The sequence below is a fragment of the Variovorax sp. 20P10.2.4 genome (genome assembly GCF_058244205.1).
Genome location: NZ_JBZAYE010000171.1, coordinates 1 through 12,768, shown reverse-complemented (window position 1 = coordinate 12,768; position 12,768 = coordinate 1). Strand labels below are relative to the sequence as shown.

Sequence of the window (12,768 nt, the reverse complement as noted above, 5' to 3'; positions counted from 1 at the left end):
CACGGCCGGCACGAACAGCGTGCGGATCACCGCCAGCTTGGGTGCGACCGCGGTGTTGTTCTGGTCGAGCTGCAGCGCCTTGCTGTAGGCCTGGCTCGCGAGCCGCGCATAGAGATCGCCGAGGTTTTCCTGGGCGGTGGCGTAGCTCGGATTGGTGCGGATCGCGCTCTCGAGGGCGTTGCGCGCCTTGTCGAACTGGTTCTGGCTCGCGTAGATGACCGCGAGGTTGTTGTAGGGCTCGGGCAGCTCGGGGGCGTCCTGCGTGAGCTGGGTGAAGGCGGCGATCGCCTCGGCACGCTTGCCGGTGTCGAGCTGGATCACGCCCTTGAGGAAGCGCATCTGCGGGTCACGCGGCTTGTCCTTCAGGAAGGCGTCGGCCTTGGTCGAAGCTTCCTCGAGCTTGCCGGCCTGCATCAGGCGGTCGACTTCCTCGTGCTCGGGCGCCGCCAGCGCGGGCAGGGCCGTGGCGCCGACCGCGGCGGCCAGGAACAGGGCGCGCACGACGGGCGTCAGGCTGAAAGGAGTGCGCAGGGAGCTCTTGGGCATGGCGGCGAGGCCTCGTGAGGGAGAGGAAAGGGGATGCGCCCGGGATTGTAAGTGGGGCGGTTAACCTTCAGACACACCGAGCGCGTCGCTGCGGCGTGCCTGCAACGCCGTTTCATTCCCCGCGGCATCGACCACCGGAAACCGTGGGGCCGGGCCTTTCACGCCGCGCCGCGTTCCTGCCCGCTGTCCGCCGGCGCCAGCCCATGGCCCGGCGCCGGCCGCAGCAGGGCCGGGAAATGCATGTCGCGGTAGGCCACGAAGCGGCTGCCGCGCGCCAGCCGGTAGCCCCACCAGACCGCCACGAACAGCACCAGCCCGATGTAGGTCGAGAACACGCCGATCCAGTCGATGCGCCCGCCCGTGAAGGCGGCGTAGTTCTGGCCCAGCGTGACCACCAGGCACAGGCCGAAGGCGAACAGCGGCCCGTAGGGGAAGAAGGGCGAGCGGTAGGGCAGCAGCGACAGGTCCAGCCCCTGCGCCATCATTCCCTTGCGGAAGCGGTAGTGGCTCACCGCGATGCCGAGCCAGGCCACGAAGCCGGTCATGCCCGAGAGGTTCAGCAGCCACAGGTACACGCCCTGGCTCTCCGACAGCGAGGTCAGGAAGCACAGCGCACCCACGGCGGTGGTCGCGAGCAGCGCGTTGAGCGGCACGCCCGCGCGCGTGAGCCGCGCGAAGCAGCGCGGCGCGCGGCCGTCCTTCGCGAGGTTGAACAGCATCCGGGTCGAGGCATACATGCCCGAGTTGCCGGCCGACAGCACGGCCGTGAGGATCACCGCGTTCATCACGCTGGCCGCGAAGGCCAGCCCGGCGTGGCGGAACACCAGCGTGAACGGGCTCACGCCGATCGCGTGGAGGTCGGTCTTGATCAGGTTCGGGTCGGTGTAGGGAATCAGCACGCCGATCACGCCGATCGCCAGCACGTAGAACAGCAGGATGCGCCAGAACACCTGGCGCACCGCGCGCGGGATGTTCTTCGCGGGGTTGGCCGATTCGCCGGCCGCCACGCCGATCAGCTCGGTGCCCTGGAACGAGAAGCCCGCGATCATCGCCACGCCGATCATCGCGGGCAGGCCGCCCACGAAGGGCGCGTCGCCGAGCGTGAGGTTGCCGAAGCCCGCGGGCCGGTCGCCGCGCAGGATGCCGAAGATCATCAGCACGCCGACCACCACGAAGGCGATCACCGTCACCACCTTGACCAGTGCGAACCAGAACTCGGCCTCGCCGAAGCCGCGCACCGAGATCGCGTTGAGCAGGAACATCAGCCCGAGGAACAGCGCGCTCCACAGCATGGCCGGCGTGCCCGGGAACCAGTACTGCATCACCAGCTGCGCGGCCGCGAGCTCGACCGCGATGGTCACGGCCCAGTTGTACCAATAGTTCCAGCCGAGCGCGAAGCCGAAGCCCTCGTCGACGTAGAGCGCGCCATAGGTCGCGAACGAGCCCGACACCGGCATGCAGGCCGCGAGCTCGCCGAGGCTGGTCATGAGGAAATAGACCATCGCGCCGATCAGCAGGTAGGCCGCGAGCGCGCCGCCCGGGCCGGCCTGCGACACGGTGGCGCCCGAGGCCACGAACAGGCCGGTGCCGATCGAGCCGCCGATGGCGATCATCGTCAGGTGGCGCGTGCCGAGCGCGCGGCGCAGCGTGGGTTCCTCGGCGGCGGTGCGCGAGGCGAGGGTGGGCGCGGTGGAGTCCGTTGCCATGTCGTTGTGTTCTCCCGTATGAGCCCGCGCGGCCCGTGAGGCCCGCGCGAGGTGGCGGCGATCATAAGTGCGGCCCCGCGCGCACCCCGCGTCGCCCCGGGGTACGGCCGCGGGGCCCGCACAGTACAGTCCCGCCATGGACCGCCTCCAGAGCATCGAAGCCTTCGTGCGCGTCGCGCAGACGCAGAGTTTTGCGGAGGCGGCGCGCCAGCTCCGGGTGGCGAACTCGGTGGTCACCACGCGCGTCAAGCAGCTCGAGGAGTTCCTCGGCGCGCCGCTGTTCCACCGCAGCACGCGCGTGGTGCGGCTCAGCGACGTGGGCCAGGCCTTCCTGCGCGACTGCGTGGAGCTCGTGGGCCGCGCCAACGACATCGTCGACCAGATGCGCGATGCGCGCGGCACCCCCTCGGGCGTGCTGCGCGTGCATGCGCTCACTGGCATGGTGCTCGGGCGCTTCGCCTCGCTGCTGCGCGAGTTCCACACCACCTATCCCGACATCCACCTCGAGCTGATCGTGAGCGACGCGGTGGTCGACCCGGTCAAGGCCGGCGTCGATTGCGCGCTGCAGATCTTCCCGGCCGCCTCCGAGGAACTGGTGTCGCGCCCGCTGTTCCCGGTGCGCCGGCTGCTGTGCGCCACGCCCGAGTACCTCGAGCGCCACGGCACGCCCGCGACCCCGCGCGAGCTGCACCGCCACAAGCTGGGCCTGTACTCGGGCTATCCCACGCGCGACCGCTGGACCTTCCACCACCAGGGCGAGCAGACCACCATCTACCTCGCGGCCGCGCTGCTGACCAACAGCGTGCACCTGCTGCGCGAGTACGCGCTCGAGCATGCGGGCATCGTCTGCCTGCCCACGCTGGTGGCGGGCGACGCGATCGCGCGCGGCGAGCTGCGCGTGGTGCTGCCCGAGCACCAGCTCTCGTCGTTCTCGCTGAGCGCGGTCTATGCGGGCACCTCGCGCAACGCGCTCAAGCTGCGGCTGTTCATCGAGCACATCGCGACCCGCTTCACGCGCGTGCCGCCCTGGGACGCCACGCTGATCGAGCGCGGAATGATCCCGGCCGAACTGATCGAGTGAGGGCGCGCGTTCCCGGGTAAACCCCAGCGATTATTCGGAGTCTGCGAATAATCCTCTTCCAATCTGGTCCCTACCGGCCCCCCCGGTTGTTTCCTAGAGTTCGGTCCAAGCCAGAACCAAGGAGACCGCCATGACCCAGACCGCCCAGACCCACCAAGTCCACGAAGGGCCCGCCTACCGCACCCGCTTCGGTTCGCTCGCCCACTACGAGAAAGGCCACGTCGAGCCGATCGCCGACGACGTGCGCCACTACGCCTTCTCCAATTGCTTCGAGATCGCGAACAACAGCCGGCCCTACGAGAAGGTGGTGTTCGGCCAGAACCAGATCTACGTGCTCGAGACCCTGCGCGCCGAGGGCGACTCGCCCTGGTTCACCTGCGCGCACGACGAGTTCGCGCTGGTGATGGACGGCGAGGTCGAGGTGCACCTGGTGCAGCTCGATGCGGCCCAGAAGGTGGCCGACCCCGAGAAGAACGGCGCCGTGCGGGTCGAGGGCGAGCCGCGCGGCAAGAAGATGGGCTGGATGAAGCTCTCGCGCGGCCACCAGGGCCTGCTGCCGAAGAACACCGCCTACCAGTTCCGCAGCGCACGCCCCGGCGTGATCGTGCTGCAGACCTGCAAGGGCGAGCTGTCGGTCGAGAAGTGGGCCGAGATCTGCCAATCGCACTGAATGAACGAGGAGCACACGCCATGAACGCACCCGCAGAACTCGCCCGAGTCATCGCCTCGCAACCCGACGCCACGCTCGGCTACAAGGACTTCTCGCTCGGCAGCTTCCGCTTCCGCCGCGACGAGTATTTCGTCCACATCGGCTGGCAGACCCGCGACGGCCGCCCGATGAGCCACACCATGGATGCTGGCAACTACCTGCGCGCGCTGATGCGCGACGTGGCCTGGGGCTTCTTCTACGGCTGGGTCAATTTCGACGACGTGTTCGGCACCGTCAACCACTACGACTCGGTCGACCTCTATGCCGGCAGCTTCAACGGCACGATGAAGGATGCGGGCATCGACCTGCTCGAGAACTTCCCGAGCGCCCAGATCCGCGCCACCTTCGAGGCCATGCTCGACGACTGGACCAACCAGAGCTTCGATCCCTTCGCCGCGCCGCAGGAGACCGGCTCGCCCTACGGCCGCAAGAACGGCAACAACACGGCCAAGATCACGCGGGCACGCGAACTCGCCACGCGCTGCGTGGGCCTGAAGGGCGACCTCGACCTGCGCAGCGACGAGCGCGGCGCGCCGGTCAACCGCGCCTTCGCCGACGTGCCGCAGGACCAGCCCGAGCTGCATCCCGAGCCCGGCTTCGAGAACGAAGTGCATGCCTTCAATCTCTTCGGCTTCCTGAGCCGCTCGCAGGTGACCTGGAACCCGAGCTTCACCTCGGTGGTCAAGCACAGCTACATGTGCCCGACGACCGAGGAGCACATCCTGCCGATCATCCACGGCAACGACCGCGTCGAGTGGTTCTTCCAGATGACCGACGAGATCCACTGGGACTGCGGCGACAAGAACACCGGCAAGCCGATGGCGCGCGTGATCATGAAGGCCGGCGACATGGCCGCCATGCCCGCCTACTGCCGCCACCAGGGCTTCAGCCCCAAGCGCTCGATGCTGCTGGTGTGGGAGAACGGCTCGCCGAGCCTGGTGTACGAGATCCAGAAGGGCGAGAGCCCGGAGATCCCGGTCCAGTTCTGACCGGGTTCCCTTCCTTCCCAACGTCCCATCCAACTCTCCCCCGCGGGGGAGGGAGAGGAAACGCATGCCTGCTTCGTCCATCCGCCACCAGCTCTTCATCGACGGCCGCTTCGTCGACGCCGAATCGGGCGAGACCCTCGCCACCCTGAACCCGCACGACAACACGCCGATCGTCGATGTCGCGCTCGCGGGCAAGGCCGACGTCGACAAGGCCGTCGCCGCCGCGAAGCGTGCGTTCCCGGCATGGAGCCGCATGGCCGCCGCCGACCGCGGCCGCATCCTGCTCAGGCTCGCCGACCTGATCGAGGCCAACGCCGAGGAGCTCGCGCGCCTCGAATCGCTGGACACCGGCCACCCGATCCGCGATTCGCGCCGCCTCGACGTGCCGCGCACGGCCGCGTGCTTCCGCTACTTCGGCGGCATGGCCGACAAGTTCCAGGGCGAGACCATTCCGGTGGAAGAGGGCTTCCTCAACTACACGCTGCGCGAGCCCGTGGGCATCGTCGGCCAGGTGGTGCCGTGGAACTTCCCGCTGATGTTCACGAGCTGGAAGATGGCGCCCGCGCTCGCGGCCGGCAACTGCATCGTGATGAAGCCGGCCGAGATCACGCCGCTGAGTTCGCTGCGCATCGCCGAGCTGATGGCCGAGGCCGGCCTGCCGCCCGGCGTGGTCAACATGCTGCCGGGCCTGGGCAGCGTGGCGGGCCAGTACATCGCCGAGCATCCCGAGATCGCGAAGATCGCCTTCACCGGCAGCACGGCAACGGGCCGGCGCATCGTGCAGGCCAGCGCGGGCAACCTCAAGAAGGTGCAGCTCGAGCTCGGCGGCAAGGGGCCCAACATCGTGTTCGAGGACGCGAACCTGCAGGCCGCCGTCAACGGCAGCGCCTGGGCCATCTTCCACAACCAGGGCCAGGCCTGCATCGCGGGCTCGCGGCTGATGCTGCACGAGCGGATCGCCGACGAATTCCTCGCGCAGTTCGTTCCGCTCGCCAAGTCGATCCGCCTCGGCAATCCGCTCGACGAGACCACCGAGATGGGCCCGCTGACCAGCGCCCAGCATCGCGAGCGCGTGCTGGGTTACGTCGAGGTCGCGCAGGGCGAGGGCGGCGAGCTGCTCGCGGGCGGCCGGTCGCCGGGCGGCGATCTCGCCAGGGGCTGCTATGTCGAGCCCACCGTGATGCGCGCGAAGTCGTACCGAGACCGCGTCGCGCAGGAGGAGGTCTTCGGCCCCTTCGTCACCGTGCTGACCTTCAAGGACGACGAGGAGGCGATGCGCATCGCCAACGGCACCGACTACGGCCTGGGCTCCGGCCTGTGGACGAAGGACCTGCAGCGCGCCCACAAGGTGGCGCGCGAGCTGCACGCCGGCATGGTCTGGATCAACAGCTACAAGCGCGTGAACCCCGGCTCGCCCTTCGGCGGCGTGGGCCAGAGCGGCTACGGCCGCGAGATGGGCTTCGACGCGATGCGCGAGTACACGCAGGTCAAGAGCGTGTGGGTCAACGTCGACGCGCGGATACCGCCGCATTTCGCGCGCTGAGTTTCGGCAAGGCGGCATCCGCAGACACAAGAACAGGAGACAGGCATGACATTCAATCGCAGGCAATTCACCCAGGCCACCGCGGCCCTCGTCGCCGCGGGCGCGACACCGCTGGCGTTCGCGGCCGATACGCTCAAGATCGGCTACGTGTCGCCGCAGACCGGCCCGCTCGCGCCCTTCGGCGAGGCCGACAAGTGGGTCATCGACCAGATGAAGGCCGCCTTCAAGGACGGCATCGCGGTCGGCGGCCGCAAGTACGCGGTGCAGATCGTGCTCAAGGACAGCCAGTCGAACCCGAACCGCGCGGGCGAGGTCGCGAACGACCTGATCCTCAAGGACAAGGTGGCGCTGGTGCTCACGGCCGGCACGCCCGAGACCGCGAACCCGGTCAGCGATGCCTGCGAGCTCAACGAGGTGCCCTGCATCTCGAGCGTGGTGCCGTGGCAGCCCTGGTTCTTCGGCCGCAAGGGCGATCCGGCCAAGGGCTTCGACTGGACCTACCACCTGTTCTGGGGCCTCGAGGACGTCATCGCCAACTTCACCAGCGGCTGGAAGACGCTGGCCACCAACAAGAAGGTGGGCGGCCTGTTCCCGAACGACGGCGACGGCAACGCCTGGGGCGACAAGGAGCTGGGCTTTCCGAAGCCGCTCGCGCAGATGGGCTTCACGCTCACCGACCCGGGCCGCTTCCAGAACGGCACGCAGGACTTCAGCGCGCAGATCGCGGCCTTCAAGAAGGAGGGCGTGGAGATCGTGACCGGCGTGGTGATCCCGCCCGATGCCAAGACCTTCCTCACGCAGGCGCGGCAGCAGGGCTTCAAACCGAAGGTGATCACGCTCGGCAAGGCGCTGCTGTTCCCGGGCGCGATCGAGGCGCTGGGCGAGCTCGGCGACGGCCTCTCGACCGAGGTCTGGTGGAGCCCCTCGCATCCCTTCGCGTCGAGCCTCACGAAGCAGAGCGCGAAGGCGCTGGCCGAGGCCTACGAGACCGGCACGAAGAAGCAGTGGACGCAGCCGATCGGCTTCGCGCATGCGCTGTTCGAGGTGGCGGCCAACGCGCTGGGCCGCGCGACGTCGCTCAAGGCCGCCGACGTGCGCGATGCCGTGGCCGCGACCTCGATCCAGTCGGTGGTCGGCCCGGTCAAGTGGGGCGGCCAGGGGCCGTTCAGGAACGTCAGCAAGACGCCGCTGGTGCTCGGCCAGTGGGGCAAGGGAACGAAGTACAAGGTGGAACTCACCCTCGTGAACAACGAGGCCGCGCCGGCCATTCCCACCGGCGGCAAGCTGCGCGCGCTCTGACCGCCATGGCGCTGCTGGCACTGCATGGCGTGAGCAAGTCCTATGGCGCGCTCAAGGTCACCGACGGCATCACGCTCGCGGTGGCCGAGGGCGAGACGCTGGGCATCCTCGGCCCCAACGGGGCGGGCAAGACCACGCTGTTCAACCTGATCTCGGGCGACGTGCGCGCCGACGCGGGCCGGGTCGACTACGACGGCCGCGACGTGACGCGGCTGCGTCCGCACCAGCGCTGCCGCGCCGGTATCGGCCGCAGCTACCAGGTGCCGCAGCCCTTCGGGAACATGAGCGTGTTCGAGAACCTCGTGACCGCGGCCTGCTTCGGCGGGCAGCAGACCGAGCGCGAGGCCTGGCGCACGGCGCACGAGGTGCTGGCGCAGACCGGGCTGATGGCGCAGGCGAACGCGCCGGCCGGCGGGCTGCGGCTGCTCGACCGCAAGCGGCTCGAACTCGCGCGCGCACTCGCGACGAAGCCGCGGCTGCTGCTGCTCGACGAGATCGCGGGCGGGCTCACCGAGCCCGAGGCCGCGGTGCTGGTGGGCGAGCTGCGGCGCATCAAGGCGCGCGGCGTGACCATGATCTGGATCGAGCACGTGGTGCATGCGCTGCTGTCGCTGGCCGACCGGCTGTTCGTCATCAACTTCGGGCAGAAGCTGGCCGAGGGCGAACCGCGCGCGGTGATGAACGATCCGGAGGTGCGGCGCGTGTACATGGGGATGGAAGCATGAGCGCGCACCGCATGGCTCCTTCCCCCTCTGGGGGAAGGCTGGGATGGGGGCACGACGGCGCCACCATTCCAACGCCGCCTGCCCCCACCCCGGCCCTCCCCCAGAGGGGGAGGGAGCAAAGACCATGACCGCCTTGCTCACCACCCACGGCCTGCAGGCCTTCTACGGCGATGCCCAGGCCCTGTTCGGCATCGACTTCGCGCTCGCCACCGGCGAGCTCGTCGCGATCATCGGCGCCAACGGCGCGGGCAAGTCGACCTTCCTCAAGAGCCTCACGGGCCTGGTGCGCGCGCCGCGCGAGGCGATCCGTTTCAGGGGCGAGCCCATCGGCGGCCTGCCGCCCGGCGAGATCGTGCGGCGCGGCCTCGCGCTGGTGCCCGAGGGCCGCCGGCTGTTCCCCAGCCTCAGCGTGGAAGAGAACCTGCTGATGGGCGCCACCGCCGGGCGCCCGGGCCCGTGGAACCTGCAGCGGCTCTATGCGCTGTTCCCCATCCTGGCCGAGAAGCGCCGCCAGCCCGGCACCTCGCTGTCGGGCGGCCAGCAGCAGATGGTGGCGCTGGGCCGCGCGCTCATGAGCAATCCCGACGTGCTGCTGTGCGACGAGCTCTCGCTGGGCCTCGCGCCGGTCGTCATCCGCGAGATCTACGCGGCCATGCCCGGCATCACGGCCGAGGGCATGACGGTGGTGATCGTCGAACAGGACGTGACGATGGCGCGCCAGGTCTCGCGGCGCGTCTACTGCTTCCAGGAAGGCCGCGTGTCGCTCGAGGGCCTGTCGGCCGATCTCACGCGTGAGCGGATCGCACAGGCCTATTTCGGCATCGAGGCCGCCCATGCTTGAGACCCTGCTCCAGGGCGTGCTGCTCGGCGGCCTCTACACGCTGTTCGCGCTCGGCCAGTCGCTGATGTTCGGCGTGATGCGGCTCACGAACACGGCGCAGGGCGACTTCATCATCCTCGGCGCCTTCGCGGTGATCGCGGGCGTGTCGCTGGCCGGCGCCGCGGCGCCGTGGCTGGTCGCGCTCGCGGTGCTGCCCGTGGCCTTCGGCTTCGGCTACGCGCTGCAGCGCTGGGTGCTCAACGGCACGCTGGGCAAGGACCCGCTGCCCTCGCTGGTCGTCACCTTCGGTCTGTCGATCGTGATCCAGAACCTGCTGCTCGAGCTGTTCTCGGCCGACCCACGCGCCATCGAGACCGGCGGCCTCGGCACGCGCGGCCTGGCGCTCGGCGAATCGCTGTCGCTCGGCGTGCTGCCGCTGATCGTGCTGGCCGTGGCGCTCGCGGCCACCGGCGCGCTGCAATGGCTGTTCGCGCACACGGCGCTGGGCCGGTCGTTCCGCGCCGTGTCGGACGACCGCGAGATCGCCGAGCTCATGGGGCTCGATGCGAAGAAGGTCTATGCCTTCGCGACCGCCATCGCCTTCGTGCTGATCGCCGTCGCGGGCGCGCTGCAGGGCATGCGCACCACGGTGTCGCCCTCGGACGGCCCGCTGCTGCTGCTGTTCGCCTTCGAGGCCGTGATCATTGGCGGCATGGGCTCGTTCTGGGGCACGCTGGCCGGCGCCATGATCCTCGGCATCGCGCAGCAGGTCGGCTTCCGCCTCGATCCGGGCTGGGGCATCTGGTTCGGGCACATCGTGTTCCTCGCGGTGCTCGTGTTCCGGCCGCAGGGCCTGCTTCCCAAGACACGCGGATGACGCCGATGACGACCCCCGCCACCCCTTCCTTCGTCGCGGTCGAGCGCGCCACCGCCGCGAGCCGCGGCGCCCTCGTCGTCGGCATTGCGCTGGTGCTCGTCGCCGCCAGCCTGCCCTTCTGGGGCGAGTCGAGCTGGATGCGCGAGTTCGTAGAGATCGCCTGCTACTTCATCTTCGCGATGATGTGGAACCTGCTCGCGGGCTATGGCGGCATGGTCAGCATCGGGCAGCAGGCCTTCTTCGGCTTCGGCGGCTACGCGATGCTGGTGCTCGGCAACTTCGCGGGGCTCAACCCCTTCGTCGCGATCCCGCTCGGCGCGCTGGCCGCGGGGCTGGTCGCGATTCCGGTCTCCTTCATCGCGTTCCGGCTCTCGGGCGGCTACTTCGCGATCGGCACCTGGGTCATCGCCGAGGTGTTCCGCCTGAGCTTCGCCAACGTGTCGGCGGTGGGCGGCGGCTCGGGCACCACGCTGACGGCGCTGCGCGGCATCGACAAGGCCACGCGCGAAAGCGTCACCTACTGGATGGCGCTGGGCTGCGTGGTGGCGGCGGTGGCGCTGGTCTACCTGTTCCTGCGCAGCAAGCGCGGCCTGGCGCTGCTGGCGATCCGCGACAACGAGGTGGCGGCCGAGTCGCAGGGCGTGCCGGTGGCGCGCATGAAGCTCGCCGTGTACGGGGTCGCGGCCTTCGGCGCGGGGCTCGCGGGGGCGCTGTACTTCGTCGGCAACCTGCGCATCAGCCCCGACGCGGCCTTCAGCGTCAACTGGAGCGCGTTCGCGATCTTCATGGTGGTGATCGGCGGCATCGGCCGCATCGAAGGGCCGCTGGTCGGTGCGCTCGTCTTCTGGGCGCTCAACAAGTTCCTCAGCGACTACGGCACCTGGTACCTGCTGGGGCTCGGGCTGCTCGCGATCGTGGCCACGCTGTTCTTCAAGCAGGGGCTGTGGGGCTTCGCGCAGCAGCGCTGGGGCTGGTCGCTGTTTCCCACGCAGCGCAGGCTGGTCGCCAGGGAACCGTGATTTCGCGCTGCGATGCAGCATTCATGTAACTATCTGTTTACAATTGTTGCTCCGCCGCTTACATCCGGAGTTCCTCCCGTGACGATCACCAAACGCCGCCTGCTCGAGGGCGGCGCCGCCGCGCTGGCCGCCTCCCTCCTTCCCCAGGGTGCCTGGGCCCAGGACAAGCCGCGCGCCGGCGAAGCCGCCTGGCCCACCAAGCCCGTGAAACTGCTGGTCGGCTTCCCGACCGGCGCCTCGCCCGACCTGCTGGCCCGTGCCATCGCCGAGCCGCTCTCGAAGCTGCTGCGCCAGCCCGTGCTGGTCGAGAACAAGCCCGGCGAGAGCGGCAACATCGTGGCCGACCAGGTCGCCAAGGCCACCGACGACCACACCATCGGCGCGCTGATCAACGGCAACCTCACGATCGCGAAGCTGCTCAACCCCAAGCTCTCCTTCGATCCCGAGAAGGACTTCGCGCCGGTCGGCATGGTCGGCACCGCGCCGCTGGTGCTGGCCGTGTCGGGCAATGCCACCGGCAAGACCGCGGCCGACCACCTGCTGTGGGTGCGCAACCTCGGCAGCGGCGGCAAGTACGGCACGCCGGGCGTGGGCACGGTGGGCCACCTGGGCATGGAACTGCTCAAGAGCCGCTCGGCCATCACCGCGCAGCACAAGCCCTACACCGGCAATCCGCAGGTGATCGCGGGCCTGCTCGCGGGCGAGATCCAGCTCGCGCTGCTGCCGCCCGCGCTCGCGATGCCGCACGTGCGTTCGGGCAAGCTCAAGGCCATCGGCGTGACCTCGCCCGAGCGCAGCCCGCTGGTGCCCGAGCTGCCGACCATCCGCGATGCCGACGTGCGCGGCGCCGACCTCGAGATCTGGACCGCGCTGGCCGCTCCCGCGGGCATGAACAAGGGCGCGCTGGCCAGGCTCAACGCGGCGCTGGTCGAGGTGATCAGCACGGACGAGGTGCGCGAGGCGCTGCTCAAGACCGGCTGGCAGGCCCAGCCGGGTTCGCCCGACGCGCTGGCGCGCCGCATGCGCGCCGACACCGCGCGACTGGGCGGCGTGATCCTGATGAAGGGCATCCACGCCGAGGGTTGAGCCGCGCCTGTGGCATGCTGGCCGGTCCTTTCCCGGACCGACCCGGCATGAGCGAGCGCCTTTTCCTCCACCTCGACGACGGCCCCCTGCTCGGGCCGCCCGTGGACGCGCCCGGCGGCACGGTGCGCTCCTTCACCGCCAGCGCGCCGCTGCGCCCGCATGTCGCCCACATCCTCGTGTACCGCGAGCGCTTCGCCGAGGGCGAGGAGGTGCTCGAGCGCGTGCTGCCCGACGGTGCCGCGCGGCTGGTCTTCAACCTCGGCGATGCGCCCTCGGCCAATGGCGCCGAGGGGCTGGCCGTCGAGGCCATCGGCGCCTCGGCCGAGGCCGTGCTGGTGCGGCTGCGCAAGCGCATGGAAGGCCTGTCG

13 protein-coding genes are annotated in these 12,768 nt (G+C 69.7%); 11 read left to right on the top strand and 2 right to left on the bottom strand.

Going from position 1 to position 12,768, the window contains the following annotated elements; genetic code table 11:
* Positions 1-546: tetratricopeptide repeat protein (locus AC27VN_RS17675; RefSeq protein WP_490877354.1), on the bottom strand; the 546-nt coding region annotated here is incomplete at its 3' end.
* A gap of 158 nt (positions 547-704) precedes the next feature.
* Entirely contained in the window at positions 705-2,252 is a 1,548-nt protein-coding gene (locus AC27VN_RS17670) for an amino acid permease (RefSeq protein ID WP_490877353.1), read from the bottom strand.
* A 136-nt stretch (positions 2,253-2,388) separates the two neighbouring features.
* Here AC27VN_RS17670 and AC27VN_RS17665 point away from each other — a divergent pair, with 136 nt between their 5' ends.
* From AC27VN_RS17665 to AC27VN_RS17615, 11 genes are all read left to right on the top strand, one after another.
* Positions 2,389-3,333 (top strand): LysR family transcriptional regulator, encoded by a 945-nt coding sequence (locus AC27VN_RS17665; RefSeq protein WP_093347648.1) that lies wholly within the window; start codon positions 2,389-2,391, stop codon positions 3,331-3,333.
* Between the two features lie 130 nt (positions 3,334-3,463).
* Positions 3,464-4,003, top strand: a complete 540-nt coding sequence (locus AC27VN_RS17660; RefSeq protein WP_490877352.1) for a cupin domain-containing protein — start codon at positions 3,464-3,466, stop codon at positions 4,001-4,003.
* Positions 4,004-4,023: 20 nt separating this feature from the next.
* Entirely contained in the window at positions 4,024-5,031 is a 1,008-nt protein-coding gene (locus AC27VN_RS17655; protein ID WP_490877351.1) for a hydroxyquinol 1,2-dioxygenase, read from the top strand.
* A 79-nt stretch (positions 5,032-5,110) separates the two neighbouring features.
* The gene (locus AC27VN_RS17650; protein WP_490877355.1) at positions 5,111-6,574 is read left to right on the top strand and encodes an aldehyde dehydrogenase family protein; all 1,464 of its coding nucleotides are present in this window, start codon (positions 5,111-5,113) and stop codon (positions 6,572-6,574) included.
* Positions 6,575-6,619: 45 nt separating this feature from the next.
* Positions 6,620-7,873, top strand: coding sequence for an ABC transporter substrate-binding protein (locus AC27VN_RS17645; RefSeq protein ID WP_490877350.1), 1,254 nt, complete (start codon positions 6,620-6,622; stop codon positions 7,871-7,873).
* Between the two features lie 5 nt (positions 7,874-7,878).
* Positions 7,879-8,598 carry an ABC transporter ATP-binding protein gene (locus AC27VN_RS17640; protein WP_093347644.1) on the top strand — a complete coding sequence of 240 codons (720 nt, stop codon included), beginning with the start codon at positions 7,879-7,881 and terminating at the stop codon, positions 8,596-8,598.
* 124 nt (positions 8,599-8,722) lie between these two features.
* Positions 8,723-9,439: an ABC transporter ATP-binding protein gene (locus AC27VN_RS17635; RefSeq protein WP_490877349.1), complete on the top strand. Its 717-nt coding sequence runs from the start codon at positions 8,723-8,725 to the stop codon at positions 9,437-9,439.
* Positions 9,432-10,295, top strand: coding sequence for a branched-chain amino acid ABC transporter permease (locus AC27VN_RS17630; protein WP_490877348.1), 864 nt, complete (start codon positions 9,432-9,434; stop codon positions 10,293-10,295). The genes AC27VN_RS17635 and AC27VN_RS17630 overlap by 8 nt, the downstream gene beginning before the upstream one ends.
* A 5-nt stretch (positions 10,296-10,300) precedes the next feature.
* Positions 10,301-11,314, top strand: a complete 1,014-nt coding sequence (locus AC27VN_RS17625; protein WP_490877347.1) for a branched-chain amino acid ABC transporter permease — start codon at positions 10,301-10,303, stop codon at positions 11,312-11,314.
* A gap of 78 nt (positions 11,315-11,392) precedes the next feature.
* On the top strand, positions 11,393-12,400 hold the full coding sequence (locus AC27VN_RS17620) for a Bug family tripartite tricarboxylate transporter substrate binding protein (RefSeq protein ID WP_490877346.1): 1,008 nt from the start codon (positions 11,393-11,395) through the stop codon (positions 12,398-12,400).
* Between the two features lie 47 nt (positions 12,401-12,447).
* A partial coding sequence (locus tag AC27VN_RS17615) for a DUF6597 domain-containing transcriptional factor (protein ID WP_490877345.1) occupies positions 12,448-12,768 on the top strand: 321 nt, incomplete at its 3' end.